Origin of the sequence: Ponticaulis sp. (assembly GCF_029210165.1) — a bacterium.
In the GTDB taxonomy this organism is placed as follows: Bacteria; Pseudomonadota; Alphaproteobacteria; order Caulobacterales; family Hyphomonadaceae; genus Ponticaulis.
The window spans coordinates 1,461,638-1,482,666 of record NZ_JARGNT010000001.1; the positions used below are offsets into that span (position 1 = coordinate 1,461,638).

At 56.1% G+C, this 21,029-nt stretch carries 22 protein-coding genes; 8 read left to right on the forward strand and 14 right to left on the reverse strand.

What is annotated here, in order from left to right; translation table 11 throughout:
* Positions 1-12 precede the first annotated feature (12 nt).
* A complete protein-coding gene (locus tag P1U45_RS07185) occupies positions 13-591 on the reverse strand; it encodes a superoxide dismutase family protein (protein ID WP_301058429.1) in 579 nt (192 codons plus the stop codon).
* Between the two features lie 153 nt (positions 592-744).
* Between P1U45_RS07185 and P1U45_RS07190 the strand changes: the two genes are divergently transcribed.
* Positions 745-1,182, forward strand: a complete 438-nt coding sequence (locus P1U45_RS07190) for a hypothetical protein (protein ID WP_301058430.1) — start codon at positions 745-747, stop codon at positions 1,180-1,182.
* Between the two features lie 2 nt (positions 1,183-1,184).
* Here the strand turns inward: P1U45_RS07190 and P1U45_RS07195 are convergent, their stop codons facing one another.
* Both P1U45_RS07195 and P1U45_RS07200 read right to left on the reverse strand, forming a co-directional pair.
* On the reverse strand, positions 1,185-2,243 hold the full coding sequence (locus tag P1U45_RS07195) for an RluA family pseudouridine synthase (protein WP_301058431.1): 1,059 nt from the start codon (positions 2,241-2,243) through the stop codon (positions 1,185-1,187).
* 58 nt (positions 2,244-2,301) lie between these two features.
* Positions 2,302-2,919, reverse strand: a complete 618-nt coding sequence (locus P1U45_RS07200) for a TetR-like C-terminal domain-containing protein (RefSeq protein WP_293619329.1) — start codon at positions 2,917-2,919, stop codon at positions 2,302-2,304.
* A 280-nt stretch (positions 2,920-3,199) separates the two neighbouring features.
* Here P1U45_RS07200 and P1U45_RS07205 point away from each other — a divergent pair, with 280 nt between their 5' ends.
* From P1U45_RS07205 to P1U45_RS07215, 3 genes are all read left to right on the forward strand, one after another.
* Positions 3,200-4,327, forward strand: coding sequence for a hypothetical protein (locus P1U45_RS07205; protein WP_301058432.1), 1,128 nt, complete (start codon positions 3,200-3,202; stop codon positions 4,325-4,327).
* An 85-nt stretch (positions 4,328-4,412) separates the two neighbouring features.
* Positions 4,413-6,149 carry an alkaline phosphatase D family protein gene (locus P1U45_RS07210; protein WP_301058433.1) on the forward strand — a complete coding sequence of 579 codons (1,737 nt, stop codon included), beginning with the start codon at positions 4,413-4,415 and terminating at the stop codon, positions 6,147-6,149.
* A 34-nt stretch (positions 6,150-6,183) separates the two neighbouring features.
* Complete coding sequence (locus P1U45_RS07215; RefSeq protein ID WP_301058434.1) at positions 6,184-6,843, forward strand: RluA family pseudouridine synthase; 660 nt, start codon at positions 6,184-6,186, stop codon at positions 6,841-6,843.
* A 47-nt stretch (positions 6,844-6,890) separates the two neighbouring features.
* Here the strand turns inward: P1U45_RS07215 and P1U45_RS07220 are convergent, their stop codons facing one another.
* The 3 genes from P1U45_RS07220 to folE all read right to left on the reverse strand — a co-directional run bounded on the left by P1U45_RS07220 (position 6,891) and on the right by folE (position 8,306).
* Positions 6,891-7,121, reverse strand: coding sequence for a dodecin family protein (locus P1U45_RS07220; protein ID WP_301058435.1), 231 nt, complete (start codon positions 7,119-7,121; stop codon positions 6,891-6,893).
* A gap of 159 nt (positions 7,122-7,280) precedes the next feature.
* A complete protein-coding gene (gene hisI / locus P1U45_RS07225) occupies positions 7,281-7,670 on the reverse strand; it encodes a phosphoribosyl-AMP cyclohydrolase (protein WP_301058436.1) in 390 nt (129 codons plus the stop codon).
* A gap of 21 nt (positions 7,671-7,691) precedes the next feature.
* Complete coding sequence (gene folE / locus P1U45_RS07230; protein ID WP_027441516.1) at positions 7,692-8,306, reverse strand: GTP cyclohydrolase I FolE; 615 nt, start codon at positions 8,304-8,306, stop codon at positions 7,692-7,694.
* Between the two features lie 263 nt (positions 8,307-8,569).
* On the opposite strand from folE, the gene P1U45_RS07235 reads away from it, so the two are divergent.
* Positions 8,570-9,211, forward strand: coding sequence for a hypothetical protein (locus P1U45_RS07235; RefSeq protein ID WP_301058437.1), 642 nt, complete (start codon positions 8,570-8,572; stop codon positions 9,209-9,211).
* Positions 9,212-9,268: 57 nt separating this feature from the next.
* A complete protein-coding gene (locus tag P1U45_RS07240) occupies positions 9,269-10,609 on the forward strand; it encodes a DUF2254 domain-containing protein (RefSeq protein WP_301058438.1) in 1,341 nt (446 codons plus the stop codon).
* Positions 10,610-10,663: 54 nt separating this feature from the next.
* Here the strand turns inward: P1U45_RS07240 and P1U45_RS07245 are convergent, their stop codons facing one another.
* Together P1U45_RS07245 and P1U45_RS07250 are read right to left on the reverse strand one after the other, a co-directional pair.
* On the reverse strand, positions 10,664-11,035 hold the full coding sequence (locus P1U45_RS07245) for an RcnB family protein (RefSeq protein WP_301058439.1): 372 nt from the start codon (positions 11,033-11,035) through the stop codon (positions 10,664-10,666).
* A gap of 89 nt (positions 11,036-11,124) precedes the next feature.
* Entirely contained in the window at positions 11,125-11,790 is a 666-nt protein-coding gene (locus P1U45_RS07250) for a hypothetical protein (protein ID WP_301058440.1), read from the reverse strand.
* Positions 11,791-12,002: 212 nt separating this feature from the next.
* On the opposite strand from P1U45_RS07250, the gene P1U45_RS07255 reads away from it, so the two are divergent.
* Positions 12,003-13,766 carry an ATP-binding protein gene (locus P1U45_RS07255; RefSeq protein WP_301058441.1) on the forward strand — a complete coding sequence of 588 codons (1,764 nt, stop codon included), beginning with the start codon at positions 12,003-12,005 and terminating at the stop codon, positions 13,764-13,766.
* 59 nt (positions 13,767-13,825) lie between these two features.
* On the opposite strand, the gene P1U45_RS07260 is transcribed toward P1U45_RS07255, so the two are convergent.
* From P1U45_RS07260 to P1U45_RS07275, 4 genes are all read right to left on the reverse strand, one after another.
* Positions 13,826-14,581, reverse strand: coding sequence for an SDR family NAD(P)-dependent oxidoreductase (locus P1U45_RS07260; RefSeq protein WP_301058442.1), 756 nt, complete (start codon positions 14,579-14,581; stop codon positions 13,826-13,828).
* 209 nt (positions 14,582-14,790) lie between these two features.
* Positions 14,791-15,396, reverse strand: coding sequence for a tail fiber protein (locus P1U45_RS07265; RefSeq protein WP_293610182.1), 606 nt, complete (start codon positions 15,394-15,396; stop codon positions 14,791-14,793).
* A 24-nt stretch (positions 15,397-15,420) separates the two neighbouring features.
* Positions 15,421-16,029: a tail fiber protein gene (locus P1U45_RS07270; protein WP_301058443.1), complete on the reverse strand. Its 609-nt coding sequence runs from the start codon at positions 16,027-16,029 to the stop codon at positions 15,421-15,423.
* Positions 16,030-16,069: 40 nt separating this feature from the next.
* The gene (locus tag P1U45_RS07275; RefSeq protein WP_301058445.1) at positions 16,070-16,678 is read right to left on the reverse strand and encodes a tail fiber protein; all 609 of its coding nucleotides are present in this window, start codon (positions 16,676-16,678) and stop codon (positions 16,070-16,072) included.
* Between the two features lie 217 nt (positions 16,679-16,895).
* On the opposite strand from P1U45_RS07275, the gene P1U45_RS07280 reads away from it, so the two are divergent.
* A complete protein-coding gene (locus P1U45_RS07280; RefSeq protein ID WP_301058447.1) occupies positions 16,896-18,371 on the forward strand; it encodes a dicarboxylate/amino acid:cation symporter in 1,476 nt (491 codons plus the stop codon).
* 51 nt (positions 18,372-18,422) lie between these two features.
* On the opposite strand, the gene P1U45_RS07285 is transcribed toward P1U45_RS07280, so the two are convergent.
* Together P1U45_RS07285 and P1U45_RS07290 are read right to left on the reverse strand one after the other, a co-directional pair.
* Entirely contained in the window at positions 18,423-20,132 is a 1,710-nt protein-coding gene (locus P1U45_RS07285) for a flotillin domain-containing protein (protein ID WP_301058448.1), read from the reverse strand.
* 27 nt (positions 20,133-20,159) lie between these two features.
* Positions 20,160-20,834: a YqiJ family protein gene (locus P1U45_RS07290; RefSeq protein WP_301058449.1), complete on the reverse strand. Its 675-nt coding sequence runs from the start codon at positions 20,832-20,834 to the stop codon at positions 20,160-20,162.
* Between the last annotated feature and the right edge of the window lie 195 nt (positions 20,835-21,029).

Below are 21,029 nucleotides of genomic sequence, written 5' to 3' on the forward strand. Positions count from 1 at the left end.
TTTTTTGTTCGTTCAGTTGATGACTGCGCAAGCGACCCTCGGGCCGGCTCCGCCAATCGGCTGGGACATATGATCGTCCTCATCAGCATGAATGATCAGCGCGGCACCATCATCATCCAGCAGTTCTGCGCCGGTTGTGAGCGTTGTGAAGGCTTCATAGCCAGCCGAACCGTTCGCCGCGACCCAGATGTTCGGAATGTCGCCGCCTTCCGGGCCAGCTGGATTGAGAAGGCCGTGACCGCCTTCAACTTTGCCGATATGGCCGCCAGAATTCGTGAATGTGCCGATGTCAGAGCAATCGCCAACCTGGTGCAGGTGCAGGCCATGCCAGCCCGGCTCAAGCGACCCTGGCTGCACGGTAACGCGCAGCAGAACGCCGTTCGGGCCTTCAATGAGGTTTACGCCGCCAATCTCTGCGCCATCAACGCCGGTCAGCGTGCCGCGCGCGTTCATCATGCTTGGCAGGCTCTCGCCGGATGTTTCTGTCGGCAGCGGCGTTTCAGGTGCTGGGTCTGTTTGTGGGGTTTCGGCCTGTGAGCAGGCGGTCATGAAAAGTGCAGTAGCTGCGGTGAGCAGCAGTTTGTTCGTCATGTCTGGTCTTCCCTTGTTGGGTGCTAAACGCAGACTGACAGGCCTGGTTCCGAGATAAAGCTAAAAAAGATGTATTCGGGTACAGACCGAAATATGCGCGTTTTTCAGTCTTGGCTTCTCATGTGCTAGATTGGGGCAAACCGGGAGGGATGGATGAGCTTTCTATCACGTCGAGGCGTTCTGGCCGCTGCAATTGTGTCTTTGGTGTTTGCTCCTGCTGTCGTCGCGCAGGAAGGTAGTGAGATCGACTTTCACGTCGAGGTGACGATTAACGGTCAGGGAGTGCCCGTCATCTATGTATCAGGCGGGATGCCATTGGATGAAGGTCGCCGCGCGGAAAATGGCAGTGTCATGCATTCGGAGGTTTCGCCTCTCACACTGGGCGCTGACGCTGAAGGTATGAAGGAAATACTGGAGCTGATCGAAGAAGCGCTGACAGCGCGCCGTGGTCCGCTCATCGAAGTCACGCGAGAAACGCGCGCTGGCAAAGTCAGTCAGACATTCATCGGCGCTGATCCCGGATCAGTCGAAGCGGATGAGAGCACAGGCGAGATAACGATCAAGCCGATGCGGCTGGAACTGAATGCCTAGGCCTACATCGCCCGCAGTTTGGCGATGAGGTCGGCCATGTCATCAGGTGGTGGCTGTTCAAAGTGCAGGGCCTCGCCTGTGACAGGGTGTTCGAACCCAAGAATATAGGCATGGAGCGCCTGACGGCGGAACTGGCGCGCAGCAGTGGTAGCCTCAATGAAGGCTTCGCCCTCACCAAAGGCTTTGATGCCCTTGTGCTTGCCATAGACCGGATCGCCGATCACCGGCGTATTGATGTGTGCCATGTGTACGCGGATCTGGTGAGTACGGCCCGTTTCCAGACGGCATTCGACCATCGCTGCAGCAGGCAGGCCTGATTTCTCGTCCAGATGGCCGAAGCCTTCCAGCGTCGTGTAATTCGTGATGGCGTGCTTGCCTTTTTCGACATATCCGTCGCCGCCTTCTGGTTCATGCCAGTCGGCAGACGGAGCACGTACGCTTTCGCGGACGACTTCCATCTTCTTTCGGTCGGATGAGGACCGGTCGATGCGCGTCTCGATACGGCCGATCAGAGGACGCGGCGCACCGCGTGTGATGGCCAGATAGTGCCGGTCCATGTCATGCGCCTGAAAACGGGCGACAAGGCCGGTATGGGCGACCTCTGACTTTGCCACGACCATAACGCCGGATGTGTCCTTATCCAGTCGATGCACAATACCGGGGCGCGCAACGCCGCCAATGCCGGAGAGGCTGTCGCCGCAATGGTGCAGAAGCGCGTTAACCAGCGTCCCACTCCATGCGCCGGGTGCCGGATGCACGACCATGCCGGATGGCTTTGCGATGACGATGAGGTGCTCGTCCTCGAACAGAACGTCCAGCGGAATATCTTCCGGCTGCGGCGTGGCAGGTTCGGGATCTGGCAGGGTGAGCGTGTAGGTCTCGCCCGCGCTCACCTTGAATTTCGGGTCGATCGGTTTGTCATGCCCGGCGATGACCTGACCGTCGTCGATCAGCCCTTTCAGGCGCGAGCGTGACAGGTCGGTAAGCTGGGTTGTGAGCCAACGGTCAAGACGCGTTCCGGCTGCGTCGGCCTCTACGGTAAAACTATGTGTGCTGGGCATGGGGCGTCTTTACCGCGAGTTCCGACAAAAGGGAACTCGCTTGACGCAGGGCGGAGGTTTATCCGCGAAGGTGATCCATCAGGCCCGTTACAGCATTGATGCTGGTGGACTCAGGGAAGGGTGCGCGGAGTACGATCAGGCGGTGCCAGAGCGGGCCGAAGAGAATTTCCATCGCCATGTCCACGTCATAGAGCTGGCGGATTTCTTTCTTCGCGCGGGCAGTTGCAAGAACCTGTTTAAGAGGGCGCTTGAAATGGTCATTGATATGCGCGCGGAACAGCTTGTTGGCGTCTGCCTCATCGGCTGCGGCCAGAAGGGCGCTACGCATGAGGATGGCATCGCTACCAGAGCGCGCCATGTCGACGACCGGGTCGATCAGGCGTGCCAGTTGTTCATTCAGCGGATGGTGGTCGCTGATAACGGGCGTTTCGAGAACATCAAGAACCGCGTCAACAACCAGGCAGGCAGTCGACGGCCAGTATTCTTCAATTTGCGCTGTCGGGGCTTTTACATGATTGAGGGCGGACTGAAGGTCAAAGCCTCTCCAGCCTGAACGACGAATTTCTTCGCGTGCCGCAGCCATGATTGCATTGCGTGATGCCGAGCCCTGCGAAAAGCGACGGGTATCCGGCTGGATGTTGAAGTCGACGACTGTTTCTGCGTGGGCGGCGGACATGAGCGGGGTTCCATTTAATGATGTTGAAGTCTGGAAGGTAAACGTCCGAAACTGGCAGTTTGGTTCCATTTGAAGGTGAAAAAACTGTGCTGGCCGCTGAAAGGTTTTATCGTTTTGTTCTGTTGGAGTGGTGATAAACTGTATGTAATCAGAGGTTTGGTAGGGTGCGGAGATGCCCTGGCTGCTTGATGCGCCGAAGCCGGGCAGGATTGAATGGTGGCCGCATTTTCGCCTTTATTTGTAAGTAAACAATCGCTCACATTTTGTGTGAGGGATGTTTATGACCGAAAATTCTCGTAGACCGCAGCAGATTTACTCTGTCGTGATGTGGCTGATTTCCATTGTTTTCGCCGGGTGCCTGATCGGTCTCGGAAGTCTGGTAATCCGTGATCTGCCGACGATAACCGACCAGAGATCCATAGATAGCTTTATAGACAGAGAGGAAAAAGCAGAGCTCGATGCTGAGCTGGCGATGGTCGATACGGCTATAAACGATGCCGTCATTGCCGTTGAAGATCATCAGACCCGCGTTGAAATTGCTGAAACCGAGCTTGCGTCAGCGACGGATGCGCTGAACGCCTGGTTTGATAACCGCACGGTTACGGAAGCCTTCGACCAGAACCCGGAAGTGGCTGCGCGCACGCTGAACCTTGAAGTCGTCCGCGACCGCCTCGCCAATGTTCAGATTGAACAAGCCGCGCTGGAGCGCGATGTGAGCCAGTTGCGCCGCGAACGTGTGGATGTTCAGCAAAGGCTGGGCCGCCTGCGTCTTGAGGCGCAGCCTGAATACGATGCGTATTTCACCGGTGTTGAGACGCGCGTATTTCTCTACCGCCTCATGCTGACCCTGCCACTACTCCTGATTTCGGGGTACCTCGTAGTGAAGCATCGAAAGGGGAATTACTGGCCGCTCTATCGGGGCTTTATGATTTTCTCGGCCTTTGCCTTTTTTGTAGAGCTGGTGCCCTACCTTCCAAGCTATGGCGGTTATGTGCGCTATGGCGTGGGTGTGATTATTGCCATTGCGGTCGGCCATTTCACCATTCTTGGTATGAAAGCCTATCTCCAGCGCCAGAAGGCGGCCGAAAAACGATCTGAACCAGAACGTCGCAAAGCTATTCCGAATGAATTGGCGCTGAAGAAGCTGAGCTCAGGTGTGTGTCCGGGTTGTGATCGCAGCGTGTCGGTTTCCATGTCTTCTGGAAGTGATTTCTGCCCGCATTGCGGCCTGCGCATCAAAGCTGATTGCGGCGGGTGCGGTGAGCACAAGCTGGTCTTCTATCAATATTGTAAAACCTGCGGGCATGACTGTACGCACGACCATGATGAGGCGATGCAGCCGGATCATGATCACGCTCATGATGACGGCCCTGAACCGTCCGGAGGTCTCCAGCCTTCCCCCGCGTAATCTGGACCAGTCTCCTCCTGAGTGTCACAACCTCGTCGCAGAGCTGAGCTAAGCGAAGCGGAACGGGCTCTCAGGAGGACATGCCATGGATATTTCTCGTCGTAAGGTATTTGGACTGATGGCGGGCGCCGCCGGTGGATTAAGTCTCGGCGCATGTGCGTCAGGCCGTTCTGTTTCAGAATATAGCCGCGAGAAAAGCCCGGTCGGTGTCAGCTTTGATCACGGTGTAGCCTCCGGTGACGCGACACACGATTCGTTTGTCCTCTGGACGCGGGTCACACCTGAGCGCAATACCAACGAACCGATCTGGGTGACGATTTTTTACGGCACGGACCGCGCTGCAATTGAGGCGCTCGAAGACGGCACGATGGGCGAGGGCGTCGACTTCCTTCCGGTAAACACAGGTATCAACCGCGATTATACGGTGAAGGCGGACTTCCAGAATTTGCCGTCTGATGCGGTGTATCACTACCGGTTCGCCGTCGAGACAGATGCCGGCATGGTCTATTCGCCGGTCGGTAAAACACGCACGCTTCCGGCAAGCGGCGGAGAGCAGGCAAACCTTGCGGTAATCTCCTGCTCGAACTGGCCGTTCGGCTATTTCAACGTCTACAAAGCCATTGCCCAGCGCGATGATGTGGACGCTGTCATCCACCTTGGCGACTATATCTATGAGTATGGCGTGGAAGGTTATGGCGGTCAGGTCGGCGAGCAGATCGGCCGCCGTCATGATCCGGTGACAGAGATCGTTACGCTTGAGGACTACCGCACCCGACATGCGCAATATAAGTCCGATCCGGACCTGCAGGACGCCCATGCGATCGCGCCGTGGTATTGCACATGGGATGATCATGAGAGCACGAATAACTCCTATCGTTCGGGCGCTGAAAACCACAATCCGGAAAACAATGAAGGTGACTGGACAGCCCGTAAGCAGGTTGCGGTTCAGGCCTATATGGAATGGATGCCAGTGCGCGAGCTTCAGCCGGGCCGCGCGGCAGAATCCATCTATCGTAGCGCAGACTGGGGTGATCTGGCGTCTATCTTCATGCTCGAGTCACGCCTGACAGGTCGGTCTGACGAGATTTCATGGTTCACCGAAGTGCGCGGCGATATGGCGCCGGAAGAGATTATGGCGACGGTTCAGGATGTGAACACACGCGTGAATGCCCCGTCCCGAACAATGCTCGGCGGCCTTCAGGAAAGCTGGCTGGCAGATGGCATGAAGTCTTCGGTTGAGGGCGGCAAGACATGGCAGCTTCTGGCAAATCAGGTCATCATGGCGAATGTAAAACTGCCGAATTTGACCGAGACGCTGACGCCGGATGAGATCGGCATGTTGCCGGCTGGTTATGTGAATATGCTTGTGCCGTTTTCCACGCTCGGCCAGTCATTCAACCTTGATGCATGGGATGGTTTCCCTGCGGCCCGCCAGCGCCTCTATGATGCGGCGAAGGATGCCGGCGCGAACATGCTGGTCATTACGGGTGATACGCATACGGCATGGGCGAATGACCTCAATGACGGTGGTGATCTCGTCGGCGTCGAATTCGGCTGTACGTCTGTCACGTCACCGGGCATGGGCACGAGCGCACCGATTGACCGCCTTGGCCAGCTCATGGCGGACGCGAATGATGATGTCGTCTGGTATGACCCGTTTGGACATGGCTACACCATGCTGAAACTGACACCTGAAAAGGCAACGGCCGACTATCACAAAGTCTCTACCGTTCTCGAGCGTGAGTTCACGACCGAGAAGGTCGCGACTTATGAAACAACGCTCGGCCCGGACGGCGTGACGCCACTGCGTCCGGTCGTTTGATTGCAAGCGAACTGATTTCTGATATGGGCGGGGCATGAAAGCCCCGCTCGATTATCGCCCTCCGGCAACTGACCCGCTTCCGGTCATCCATCTGGATGAGGCGATGATCGTGGTCGACAAACCGTCCGGGCTGTTGTCGGTTCCGGGCAGACTGCCCCAGCACAAAGACAGTATGATCGGCCGGTTGCAGGCTGCCTATCCTGACGCGCTGACCGTGCACAGACTGGATATGGATACGTCCGGCCTGATGGTGTTTGCCCGCGGGGCAGATGTGCACCGTACCCTCTCCAAAGCCTTCGAGGCCAAAACCGTTATAAAGCGTTATGTGGCTCTGGTGCATGGCGTTATCTCCCAGGACGAGGGCGAGGTTGATCTGCCTATTCTGAAGGACTGGCCGAACCGCCCAAAGCATATGGTGCATGAGGACGGCAAGCCCTCGCAGACGCGCTGGAAGGTCTTGGAGCGGCTGGATGGAAAAACGCTGGTCGAGCTCACACCGTTAACGGGCCGAACGCATCAATTACGAATCCATATGGCGGAGCTGGGGCACGGCATTCTGGGGGATGGCTGGTATGGCAGCCCTGAAAGCATGGCAGGTGCAGACCGGCTCTGCCTTCATGCGGCGGGTCTGTCTTTTACTCATCCGGCGACAGGTGAGATGTGTTCGTTCGAGACGGACGCCTCTTTCATGTAGAAACGGCGCCCTTACGAGCGCCGTCATCCATGGCCTGAGTGTAAGGCCTATTTCTTTTTCTTCTTTGGTGGCGTCGGCTCTTCAACTTCAAAAGTAAGCTGGAGATTGACACGGTATTTCTTGATTTTACCGTCTTTGATGACCGTGGACATGTTGTTCACATTGGCAGACGCGAGGCCGCGAACGGTTTTTGAAAACCGTGCAACAGCTTTCTCGATCGCGTCTTCGAAAGACTTTGTGGATTCTGCGAGCACCTGCTCTGATTTCATGATTGCCATGACGTTACGCCTCACATTTCGATTTTAAGATGTGAAGAGTGTCATCCAGCGTTGAGTGATCGTCTAGGGCTGAGCGCAGAAAGATCGAAAAATCAAAGCGTTATTCCCGCGAGACGGAGTGTTCCGGCATGGGCTTCGCGTGATTGGAGAGGGTTTTGCTCAGCTATCCGTCTTGACGAGACGGTTCGTTCCGTCAACGCGCCGGTAGAAACAGGACTTGCGTCCGGTGTGACAGGCCGCGTCTGTCTGGCGGATTTTCATAACAACGGCGTCCTGATCGCAGTCTGTGTAGACTTCGATGACGTCCTGAAAATGTCCTGAGGTTTCGCCCTTGACCCAGAGCTTGCCGCGCGAGCGTGACCAGTAGGTAGCGCGGCCTGTTTCGAGCGTAGCAGTGATCGCTTCGGCGTTCATCCAGGCAAGCATGAGAACATCGCCGGTATCAGCGTCCTGCGCGACAGCGGCGATTAGGCCATTGGCATCAAACTTAGGACGAAACTTTTCAGTTTCGTCCTGTTCTTTTCCGGAAAAGGGCGGTTGAAAACTCATAGCCGCCTTATGCGCTAAGGCTTATTTGCCTGCAAGACGCAGGAAGCGGTCGCGCTTATCTTTGTCTGTTTTGAACACGCCAGTGAACTGGGTTGTGATCGTAGAGACGTCTGGGTGGTGTACGCCGCGTGTTGTCATGCACTGATGTTTCGCGTCGATCAGAACCGCGCAGCCTGCTGGTGCAAGGCTTTCTGTGATTGCGTCACAGATTTGCGCTGTCATGGTTTCCTGCGTTTGGAGACGCTTTGCGAAAATTTCGACAACACGTGCGAGCTTGGAAATGCCGACAACAGCATCTGTTGGCTGGTACGCGACGTAAGCTTTGCCAAGGAATGGCGCCATGTGGTGCTCACAATGGCTCTCTACGTCGATTTCGCGCAGCATGACGAGGTCATCATAGCCCTGAACGTCATCGAATGTGCGTGAAAGATAGGCAACCGGATCTTCTGTATAGCCGGAGAACCATTCTTCATAGGCTTTGACGACACGCTTAGGTGTATCAATAAGACCTTCACGTCGTGGGTCATCACCAGCCCATGCGAGCAGTGTCCGGACCGCGTCTTCCGCTTCTTCACGGGAAGGACGTGTAAGTGGTTCTGTGCGCTCGTAAGAGCCAGGTGTTGTGATCTTGTCCATGGTCATGGAAATCCTTGGTCTGAGGGACGAGGGTCGAGCCGGCTTGCGCCGGACTTAACGCCCGCCCGGGTGAATACCCTCAGGGCAGTAGAGGTTTGATATAGGGCTTATCCGTGCCCTTTACCAGCGTGCTTACGTTGGTTTTAGGAAAACGGATTTCAGAAAAACGTGATTTCTGAATCATTTTTTCCAGCTTGCCGCAGCGGGGCGCTGATTTGCCGTAACGTCAATTAGCCCGCATAATGACTAGAATGGGGGACGCTATGATCAGAAAATTTTGCACATTTGCCGTCATTTCCGCCTTCAGCGCATCTGGACTTCTGGCGTGGGCGCAAAGTGATGCGGTGACGGGTGTTTTTCCGCGCGAGCGGATTTTGACCCAGTCGATTGGCGACGGGAATATCAGCCTGTCCATGGAGTATACTCGCATTGCTGACCAGTTGGAGCGGGCCGGATATGTTTCCGACGCCTCGACGGATCCAAGAGAGCTGAACTTTCTGGCGCAGGAGCCAAAACTTTGCGAACTCGGAGGGCGTGCGCCTGCGGCGCTCAGTTTTGCTTACACGCGCAGGCAGGATGGTGGGTACACCCGTTACATACTCAATTGGGCACCTGACGCGGAGGGGCGTTACGTTCCGACGCGGATTCAGTACGTGCTCCGCACCGAGCGTCCATTCGGACGTGCCCATTTCTATCAGTTCATTCCGGGCATGGAACGAGGCGCCTCCCTTGAGCCCTATTGTGGAGAATCTCGCCCAAGATCGTGCAATGTCTTTTCCGTGCCGGAGGGGCAGATTGAATCCCTGCGCTATGCCGATACACGGATATATATGAACCACCAGAATGATAGCGTTCAGGCAGAGCGCCTCGATATGCCTGAGCCAGAGACGATTTGCCGTTTCTAAGACCCGCGGAACCAATCACTGTTTTGAACGCTTCTTTCACTGAAAGAAGAGGGTCTCTTGAAAAGTTATATTCTGAACACGCTGGATGATATCCGGTCGAGCTATTGGTTCATCCCGCTGATTATGGCGATTATTGCAGCGGCGCTTTCCTATATTGGGATTCGCGTCGATAGCGCGATTGGCGATACAGCGCCTGAGTGGCTGGGCTGGCTTTTTGATAACCAGCCGGAAGGAGCACGGGCTGTGTTGTCCACGGTCGCCGGGTCCATGGTCACGGTCGGCGGGGTCGTGTTTTCCATCACATTGGTTTCGGTTTCGAACGCAGCCTTTCAGTTCGGGCCACGTCTTCTGACAACCTTCATGCGGGACAGATCCAATCAGATCACGCTCGGAACCTTTACCGCCACGTTCCTTTACTGTCTGCTGGTTCTGCGCGCCGTGCAAAGCGCGCCAGCCGATGCCAGCGATGAAATGGCGTCCGAGTTTGTGCCTCATATCGCACTACTGGGCGCGATCGCATTGGCGATCTGCTCAATTGGTGTCCTGATCTATTTTATTCACCACGTCCCGCAATCCATCCATGTCTCGCGTCTGGTCGCTGGTATTGGTAGTGAACTTTGCAGTCAGCTCGATGAGCGGTTTCCAACGCCACTCGGCGAGGGCAGCGAGACGTCTGATCGGGACGCGTTGGAAGAGAAACTGTCTGACGGGCGTGCGATACGGGTGAATAAATCCGGCTATATCCGGATCATTGACGGGGAGAGCCTTATCGCTCTCGCGAGCAAGTATGATCTGACGATAGAGCTTTTGTGCCTGCCGGGCGGTTTCATCACATCCGGAGACGCGGCCATGCGTGTTGTCGGGCTGGAGGCGCACGAGGATAGTGACGCCATCGAGAGCGAGCTTCGCGCCGTTGTGGCTCTCGGGGCCATGCGTACCCCGATGCAGGATGCCGGCTTTCTGGCTGAAGAGCTTTCCGAGATTGCATTGCGCGCGCTATCGCCCGGCGTAAATGACCCTCATACCGCTATCACTGCCATGCACTGGATGGGCGCAGCGCTTACTTTGTTGGGCGAGCGCGAGGATCTGTTTTCGGTACGACGCGATGAGAATGATGCGCCGCGCGTGCTCGCGCCCGTTGACGGGTTTGATAATCTGATGCGCGCAAGCCTGTGGCGCGTACTGCCATTCGCGGCGCGCAATGTGACCGCGGGCGAACAGTTTGTCGCCATGACGGAGCATTTGCGGGTACGCCTCGGCGAGGAGCGACGCAAGCAGTTGGATGATTTAATGGAATGCTTCTTTGAAATCGCGCGTGAGAGCCTCACCGCAGAAGAAGTGAAATACCTGACGGCCAAGGCGCAAACCTGCCGAGAAAAAGCGCCAGAGCGGGTATAAACTCTGGCGCCATGGGAGCGGGGGAACGGAACCGCCCCCAGGTGTTCCTGAGAGTTAGTTCAGGAACTCCATAATAAGCTGCGATGCTGCAGCAACGAGGACGACCTCGTTATTATCTACCTGTGCATAGTAATGGCCGGACGGGGGAGGGGTCAGTCCGTACCGGTCATAGTCACGGATCACACGGTAGTCGTTATATGTGCGGTCGCCGTAACGGATCGCGTCGCGTTGGCCGTCTTCATAACCTTCCTGATAAGCTCTGCGTTCATCATCGCGGTCGCGCCAGTCCTGGCGGTCGTTATCACAGCGTCCCTGCATTTCATGTCCTGGTGGACAGTGTGGCGGGTCGGCAAAGGCCGGTGCTGAGGTGCCGATCAGGCCAAGGGAGAGCGCTGATGCGGCAAACATTTTAGTTATGGGCATCATATCTGCCTCCTTAATTGGTATGCAGACTCAACGCAGCTTTGTGGGCGAACGTTCCGAGGATTACAGATATTTCAGGCAGGCGCCGCCGGTCAGTCCGGGCTGGTCACATAACGTGTGGCGTATGTGTGCGCTTCTTCAAAGCCGTGTGCCAGATGGCGAATGACGACCCTGTCCTGCGAGCCTTCGGGGACAAAGCTGAACTCACAATCGCGGGTTTTCATCACGTTCAGGAAGACTTGCGAGGCCCGCTCGTCCAACAGTGCGCGCCCGTTAAGGCCTTCACCGATCTGGCGGGTGCGGTTGCCGCATGCAAAGGCCCAGCCTGTGCCCTCCTGCGCGCTATGGATGACGAGGGTGATCGTTGGCGCGCGTCCTGAGCGATGCTCTGTGACCGCCATGTTGGGAACCGGCACGGGATGTCCTGAAAGGATTTCGCCGGAGAATGGCGCGACATCACAAGCGGCATGTTGGCCATTCCCGTTCCGGGAATACTGGCAGCTTGCCATCCAGTTTCCTGTCGTGATGACGTGATTGCGTGAATAAAGGCCATCACGTTCCTGAATCACATTGCGCATGGTCTGTAGTTCAAGTGGCAATGGCTCCGCAGACGGCGTGACGCCAGCGCCGCGAATGCGTTCTATGCGGGCAAGTTCGTCAGCGCCGGGAGACGGGCAGGCCGCAAGCGTGAGGGCACCGCCCAAAAGGGCGAGTGCGCTAAGCCAGGCTTTATTTCGAACTCGTTTCACACCGGTCATGTCTGATCACTCCTGCAGACAGTGTCGCGCAAAGCGTTTTCCGGCCTGCAAACGGCGGCGGCGAAATTTGAAAGAAATTCCCCTCTGGTTAGTCTTTGTTAGACCCTTCCCGCTATAGGGATGCTCAAATTGATCGCGAGGGCCTGCGGGCTGGGTGATCATGTTAGAGGGGGGTGATCGTTGGGAAAGGTCATCTTCGTTCGGGGTGGAGCATGACATTAATCCAGCGATATGAGCGCCTTTTGCGGATTGATCCGGAGACGCCAACCGAAGACCTGATCCGGTATCGTGCGATCTGGCTCGTCGGGCTGATGTTCGTCGTCATGCAGCTGATCAATCTGACCGTCATTTCCATCGATCACGGCGAGTGGACGTACGACCACACCATCTGCACCGTCACCGTAGTTTGTATCGCGACAGCCGTTCATTCGCTGCGCTGGTACAAGAATTACGATGTTTATGCCGTCATCTTCTCGGCCATGTTGTTTCTGGGGATGATCGCTTCGGCTCTGCCTCAGGATGCGGGTATCAACTCTGCGCTTGTGCCGCTACTGATCGTTGGTCCGCTCCTGTGCGGGTATATTTCGGGGCGACGGGCGGCGATTATTTTCTGGGCCGTTGGGACGCTGGTGATTTGTTTTCTGGCCTGGGTGACGTGGGACGCTCCGGTGCAATGGGCATCGGGCGAGCGACATCGTGACCTGAACCGGGCAACCAACGCATTTTACTTCATGACGCTTTCCGCCACTTTGTCAGCCATGCTGACGGGGCGCACATTCATGGCGCTTCGTAAAATGCGAGAGAATGCCGAACGTGCCGCGCGGGCAGAGGCAGCCCAGTCCGAGTTTCTGGCCAAGATGAGCCATGAGCTACGCACGCCATTACATGGCATTATCGGGCTTACAGACGTTCTTATCCGGTCTGATCTAAACCGGCGCGAGAAGGAACTGACGGAGACGCTGCGCGAATCCGGTGACTCGCTCCTGTTGATCCTCAATGACCTGCTCGACCTTTCTAAAATCGAAGCGGGTAAGATGACCATCACGCTTCAACCGGCCAATTTGCGTTCGGCTTTGGAAAAAGACGTTCAGGGCTGGGCAGAAGTCGCTGAGGCGCGTGGGCTTGGTTTTGTGGTCAGCCTTCCGGACGAGCTGAATATTGGTGCCGAGCTGGATGAACTGCGCTTGCGGCAGGTCGTGCATAATCTGGTCTCCAACGCAGTGAAATATACTGATGCGGGTGAGGTGCGCTTTGAGGCGGAACTCACCGATTGCACCAATGACAGCGCGGTTCTCAAAATGCGGGTGAGTGATACCGGAAATGGTATCAGCCCCGAAGCGGTGCCACGTATCTTTGAAGCCTTTGTTCAGGGTGATGTGAGCGGGGATAATGTTGAGGGTGGCACGGGCCTCGGTCTGCCGATCTCACGTATGTTGATCGAGCTAATGGGCGGTGAGCTGACGCTTGAAAGAACCGGTCCGGAGGGCAGCGTGTTCTGCGCCTGCCTGCCTTTGCGCTGTGTAGAGCAGCCGGAAGACGAAGAAGACGATACTGTCATGCTCTCCGAGCTTGGTGAGCTGCGCGCGCTTGTCGTGGAGGACCATGAGGTCAACAAACTGGTGCTGGGCGAGTATCTGAAAATTCTGGGTGTGGACTTTGAAATGGTGGCGGATGGCGTCGAGTGCCTGAACAGGCTCGAAAATAATGCCTTCGATGTCATTCTTATGGATAAGAACATGCCGCGCCTGAACGGAGTGGAGGCGACCCGCGCCATTCGCGAAAGCGGTAAGCATTTCGCCAACATCTATGTGGTGGCTGTGACAGCGGACGCGATGGTGGGAGAACGAGAACGTCTTCTTGCGGGTGGTATGGATGATTTTATCTCCAAGCCGCTTCGTATCGAGGAGCTGTTGCGCGTTATGCAGGAAGCCCATCTGCGAAAATTCAATGCGCGCGGTCGCCCCGCAGTAGACTAAGGCCGGTCGCATATCGGGAGAGGCAGCGTGCCACCCCTCCCGATATAGGAGACACCCGCTTATTGCGCCGTGAAGGCACCGTCTACGAGGTGGTAGGACCCTGTAATAAAGCTTGCCTGATCAGATAGCAGGAAGGCGACGAGGGCTGCGACTTCCTCAGGCTTTCCTAGCCGTCCCATAGGGGTGAGATCGATCAGCCCCTGTTTTTCATCCTCAGTGAAATTATTGTCGACCAGGGGTGTCTGGATAAATGCTGGTCCGACAGCGTTCACGCGGACCCCTTCTTTCGAGTGTGCGAGTGCGGCTGATTTCGTGAGGCCGGCGACCGCATGTTTTGATGCGACGTAAGCCGGGGATGCATCAATCGCGACAGATCCGAAAATCGATGACATGTTGACGATCGCGCCGCCGCCCGATGCCTTGATGGCCGGAACGCCATAACGCACGCCGTAGAATACGCCGTGAAGGTTCACATCGATGACTTTATTCCAGGCGTCGACGGGATACTCGCCGGGTGTCGCGTGTGGTCCGTCAATGCCCGCATTGTTGACGATATAATTCAGCCCACCCGCCGCTTTGCGGAAATCTTCAATCGCAGCCTCGACAGCCTCTGCGTCGGACACATCGAGTTTGTAAGGAAGAGCATTGCCGCCGTTGGCGCGGATCTCGTCGACTTTCGCATTTATGGCGTCTTCATTGAGGTCGGCGATTGCGACGGTAAGACCGGACGTTGCTAATGTGTCTGCGATGGCTGAGCCGAGGCCGGAGCCGGCGCCTGTAACGAATGCAGTTTTGCCGTTAAATGTAAGTTCCATTGTATCAATCTCCTGAAGTATTCGAAGTACTCAGAAGATTTATGTGCGGCTTTTTCTGCTACTATACGCACCAAAAAGTGACTTACACAAAATAAAGGTAATGGCAGATATGCCTGAATGCATGGAACTTTGTGTCAGATTTGGCGTTGCGGAGCGTCTTTGAAGTATCCGGCCTGTATCAACGATAACAGGCCGGAATACGAGTGTTTCTATGACCGTGGCGGGAAGGCGCCGTCGACCGCAATACACCACATCATTGTGAGAGATGGCTGGGTGTTAAAGACGTCTGTATTTCCAGCGCCCTCAGTGGTAATGGCGTCCGAGGCAAAGTCCGGCCCATTATTTGTTCCGAGATCCGTGTATGCCAGCGCAGTGCTCGGGAATTGAGCCATAAGCGCGCCATCGAATGAGGCGCTGTTCCGCTGGTCCGGAGACGCTTGCAGCGTGTGCGAGTGCTCGGGAAAGTTAGATTGGGAAATGTATGAGGTATGCGAACCGTAATACATCCCCCATGGATAATTGTTCTGGAGTCCCAGTCCCAGTCCGTAATGCACCGGCACGCGTCCGTTCAGGTTCGGAAGTGCCATATTGATCCGTCCGTCGCCGCCATAGGTGGTGCCGATTAACGCGTAGAGTGCTGAATACTGTGCGATTTGCAGGGTCTGACCACTCGCTTCCATAAAGTCGCGTGGGCAGAAATTGTACGAGGTGAGGATCACGTCGCCAATATATGGATCAGAACCAGCATTTGCGGTTCCTGTCGTGCCGAGCAGTGCAGCGGCAGACGCTATTGCGATAGAAAGCTTCTTTAGCATGTCTATTTTCCTTATTTGATCTGCTTAGCTGCGCGGCGGATAGGAGCCATTCACCGTGATGCAGTAACGCATCGCCAGAATCGGTTGCACATTTTCGACAGGGTCGGGCGAAACGCTGCCGCTTGGACCGATCTGCGTTGACGCAAAATCATAGCTCGTATTGACGCTTGAGCCTGTGACCGCACGCAGTGGGGAAGATGCGCTTGCCAGATGTGCATCGTCCGGATCGTTCGTGTTCGGCGGTTGCGACGTGGTCAGAACATTGTGATTGTGTGGTGGGATGTTAGCGACCGTCAGGTAATTGTGTTCAACACCTGTCTCTGCACCCCAGGGATAATAGGTAAGCCCCGGGCCTTGTCCATAATGGACAGGTGCTCGTCCGCGCAGGTCAGGCATGCCAAAGCTGGTCGTACCATTTCCCCCATATGTTGTGCCGTATAATGAAAACAGCGCAGGATTGTCGGCAATCGCCATCAGCTGACCCACCGCTTCGACGGTGTTATATGGGCAATACGATGCTGCCGTAACAATGATTTCACCCATATAGGTAGAAGGCCCCGCATGGGCGGTTCCAGACAGGGCTGCGCTGAATGCCGCAATACCCATGGATTTCAGAATTTGTGAGCGACGCATATTCGTCTCCTCTTACTCGTGGAATTTCGGGATTGCTGGTTTAGCTGCGCGGTGGATAGTCGCCATTAATGTAGATGCACCAGCGCATCGCGATGATTGGCTGTCGGTTTTCGAACGGTTGGGACTGACCCGTCGTTGAAATAGAATCTGTGTCGAGCATTTCGTCCGGCGCGACTGGACCCGCGTGGTAATAGTGCGCGGCAGACGGTAACGAGCTCAGATCGCCCAGCATTGCATTCGTCGAGTCGCCGGTATCTGTGTCTTCATTCGCTGACTGGAGCGCATGATTGTGCGTATACAGATTGGCGCCGCTGAGTGCGCGCGTTTCTGTTCCATCTGTCTGACCCTGGATGAATGTTGGCCCACCGCCCATTGTCGTGCCTCGGCCCATAGGAATGCGGCCTCGCAAATCTGGTAGGTTGAAATTGCTTATCCCATTCCCGCCATACATGACGCCGATCAGTGAATAGAGCGCCTGGTGAGAGGCGATGTCCAGCGTCTGACCTTCGGCCGGCATGCTGTTCCGGGGGCAATAGCTCGACCCGTTCAAAATCACGTCACCAATGTACTGATAGTCGCCGGCGTCAGCGGCTCCCAGACACGTGAGTGAGATAGCGGCCAGAGCGGCCCCTTTAAGCGTTTTCCTCATAATGAAACGTCCCTTCTTTGTGTGCTCTTTCGAGCAAAGGCAGGGTCTCGTAGAAATTGAAATTTCGCCAGATGCGAGAATCAAAAATATCGAACAGAAATAGAAATGTGATTATTTACAGTGTTCTGTCTATATATTAATGTGTTTAGTTGGGCGCATTTTTGGAGTCCGTTTTCCCTTTTGGGTTGAGTCCTTCTGATTGATTTTTCAGGAAAAAATGAAATTAACTATGTGGCTGACGTCTGCCCCGATCCGACTGGCGACAATCGGTCCGCTGTCGCTTTTGTGGCCGAAAGTGTATTTTGCTGCCTTCGCAGAGCCTGCACATCAGAGCCGTATGACCATGCCACAAACACGCTTTACCTATCGCCGCCTGAGCCACCGACTGGACGCGCTGATCCGTGGCCGTTTGTGGCTGCAGGTGATCCTGTCGCTCGTGTTCGGTATTTCCTTCGGGTTGATGCTGGGGCCTGATCTTGCGCTTATCTCGCGCGAGACCGCAGAGCTGATTGGCAAATGGGTAGCTCTCCCAGGAAAGCTGTTTCTCGCAGCGATCCGGATGGTCATCATTCCGCTGGCGGCGAGCTCTATCATTCTCGGTATTGCGGGCACGGGCAGTAGTGATGCTCTGAAATCTATCGGCCGCAAACTGCTTTTGTTTATCCTGTCCACGACGGTCGCCGCGTCGGCTATCGGCCTTTTTCTGGCCCGTTTGGTCAGGCCCGGTGGGGCAGGTGATGTTACGGCAGCAGTGCCTGCCGCGCCGCGCCTTCCTTTTGTGACGCCTGATGCGCCGGAGCCAAGTTCTACACTGCAGGATATGACGCGCGATATTCCGGACATGATCACAAATCTGATCCCGCAGAATATTACGGCCTCTTTGCTAGAGCAGGACATGCTGGCGATTGTGGTCTTCTCGCTTTTCGTGGGCATCGCCGCCGTGATTGCCGATAACCGCGAGCTGACCCGTCCACTGGTCGCGCTCTCTCAGGCTATGCTCGAAATCAGTATGACGGTGATCCGCGTGGCCATGCGCTTTGCGCCGCTGGCTGTGTTCGGCCTGATGGCAGAAACCATGATGGCGAGCGGCGTACAGACTTTGACTGATCTGGCGGTGTATTGCGCCATCGTCCTGACAGGTCTGCTGGCTCTGCTTGTGCTTTATCTGATGATCGCTGCGGTGTTCGGGCGTATCGGGGCCGGCGCATTTCTGAAGGCGGTCGGCCCAGTCCAGCTGTTGGCGTTCTCGACGTCCAGTTCTGCCGCGGTGATGCCTCTGACGATGAAAACAGCTGTCGACAAGCTGAAGACGCCTACATCGCTCGCAGGCGCTGTCATCCCGCTGGCGTCTACTGTGAATATGGCGGGCACTGCGCTCTATCAGACGGTGGCGATTGTGTTTCTGGCCGATATCGGCGGGGCTAGTTTGTCCTTCGGGGATATGGCGCTGGTGATGATTACGCTCACCGGCGCCTCCATCGGTGCACCAGCTGCGCCGGGCGCGAGTATCGCCATACTGTCTGCGACAGCTGCGAGCTTCGGTATTCCGCTGGCGGGCCTGCCATTGGTTCTGGGTGTGGACCGTATCCTCGATATGGCGCGCACCGCGGTAAACGTGACGGGCGATCTGGTGCTGTGCCGGATATTGTCGCCAAAAACGGACAGTGAGCCGGAAGGGAACTCACCAGAATAAGAAAACCCCGAACGGTCTGTCCGGGGTTTTGCGTTCAAATGGACGGTAAAGTTACGCGTCGCTGGCCGGTTTATCCGAACCATTCACCGCCCCAGTGAGGTGGTTCAGAGCATCACCTTTCAGGCCTAGCTCTGCCATCAGGCTATCCAGAAGTGGTGCTTGTGCGCGGTACTTCAGGGCAGCACTTACCGCCTGATCCGCCACGCTGCCACCTTCGGAGCTTCCGCCGCCGCCCGCGCCATTAGCGACACCGTTCAGGCCCTCAACATTGAGGATTTTGATGGAGTCGATCGCTTCCATCGGCTTGACGGACTGTTCGATGATCGCAGGCAGAGACTCGATGAGCGCCTGCTTGATCTGCATCGCAATCTGCTCAGGGCTGAGCACGTTAGCCGCTTCGTTGACTGCGCGCTTACCTTCCGCTTCGACACGATAAACCGCTTCCAGGGCTTCGGCGCGGAGTTTTTCTGCGTCCGCATCACCCTGCGCTTCGATACGCAGACGAGCGGCGTGTGCATCGGCTTCAACGCGTACAGCTTCAGCTTTGTCAGCCGCAGCAGCCTTCTCGGTTTCAGCCGCAACCTTGATGGCAATAGCCTGTTGCTCGGCGATCTTTTTCGCCTCGATCAGTTCGATAGCCTTGTCACGTTCTGCGATTTCAGTCTCACGGGATGTGACAACTTCCTCAGCAGCTTTTGCAGCAATAGCGCGTGCGCGGTCAGCTTCGGCATCAGCTTCGGAATTGGCGCGGGATTTCTCGGCAATCGCAATGTCGCGGTCCTGACGGGCCAGTTCGATCTGCTTTTCCTTCTCAACCTGAGCGGCTTCAACCGCCTGGTCTTTCTGAATATCCTGCTCCTGAACCACGCGGTCAGCAGCAATGGCAGATTCCTTCACCTGACGGTCGGCCATAATCGTGGCCTGCTCGGCTTCACGACGGCGCTCGGCCTGTTCCTGCGCGATCTGCGCAGCCTGACCGGCACGGCGTACTTCGACTTCGCGTTGCTGCTCAAGGTTTGCGTATTCGCTATCTCGCGAGATCTGCAGGCGACGCTGTTCGGCGTCGAGGTTCTTGAGCTGGATTTCGACCTCGGTCTCCTGCTCGATATCGTTACGCTTCTTACGACGCGCTTCAATTTCCATAGTGAGCTTGGTGAGACCTTCAGCGTCGAACGCGTTGTCCGGGTTGAAGTATTCTTTTGACGTCTGGTCGAGACCGGTGAGGGACACAGATTCCAGCTCCAGACCGTTCTTCAGAATGTCTTCAGATACCGCAGCCTGTACCTTCTGAACGAAGGCGACGCGCTGTTCGTGAAGTTCTTCCATTGCCATTTCGGCAGCAACCGCACGAAGGGCGTCAACAAACTTGCCTTCGATCAGCTCGCGCAGATGTTCCGGCTGCATAGTGCGGCGACCGAGCGTTTGTGCTGCGTTCGCCACAGCTTCCAGCGTCGGCTGGACGCGGACATAGAACTCGGCCTGAACATCAACACGCATACGGTCGCGGGTGATGAGCGCCTGTTCGTGATGGCGACGCACTTCAAGGCGCAGCGTGTTCATATTGACCGGAATGATCTCGTGCAGGATCGGGTAAACCAGCGCGCCGCCATTCATGATGACTTTCTGGCCGCCAAAGCCGGTTCTGACGAATGAGACTTCCTTGGACGCGCGCCGGAAGAGGCGGGCGAGCACGAAGCCGGTGACGATAAAGAGCAGAACAACCGCACCGGCGATGGTGCCATAATAAGTCCAGCTTTCCATATATTGCATCCTTTCCTGGATTTATAATCAGATGTGCGCAGCCGGGTGCGGGTTCGTGATGGCAAGGAAGGTCGCCCCGTTCTGTTGAACGATCAGCACCTCCTGTCCGGGCTCGAACTCCGTGCCTGATTCCAGAGGCGCGACGAGTAAGTAATGAGTGAGGCCTTCGCTATCTTTCAGCTTGGCTTCTGCGGGTTGGCCTTCACGGGCGATGCCGCGAATGATGGTGGCAAGCCGGCCGACAAACGTCTCCGTAGATACGGCGCTTGTTTCTTCCTTTGGCATGACACGGGCGAGGCCGAGGCCGATATACCGTGTGACCGGAAGCGCCAGCACGAAAGCCGGAATAATGGCCAGCCATGGCGGCATCATGAGGCCGAACATGCCATACAGCGTGTTCTGAAGCACAAGGCCGATTACACCAAAACCGAAGAGAAGCGCGGCCAGAATAATCAGCGTCGGAACCCTGCCGACGGATAGCCAGGCCAGAATGGCGACAATGACGTTTCCGCCGCCAATATCCGGCAAACCCTGATCGGGCGCATCCACATCCATGTCTACGTCTATGTCGGGCAGGGCACTATCAAGCAGTCCCGAAACGCCGGCGCCCATCAATACCGATATCACTTCGGCGACCGCAATCAGTGCGAGAATGCCGAGTGCGATGGTAAAAGGTGCCAGCTGTGGGGCTAACAGATCCATTCGTCTTCCTCTCCTCATGTGTGCAGGCATGTCAGTAGGGATTTACTGGCATGTGGCTACACGGTTTTTCCTCATGAGCGTCAAGGAAGCGTGAGCTTCAGGCATCTCTTGGTGAACATGTGCAGCAAGGCAAGACAGTTCACCAGTTCGTCACGATCTCATAGCGACTTTCTACCCATAGGGGTATTATTGCAT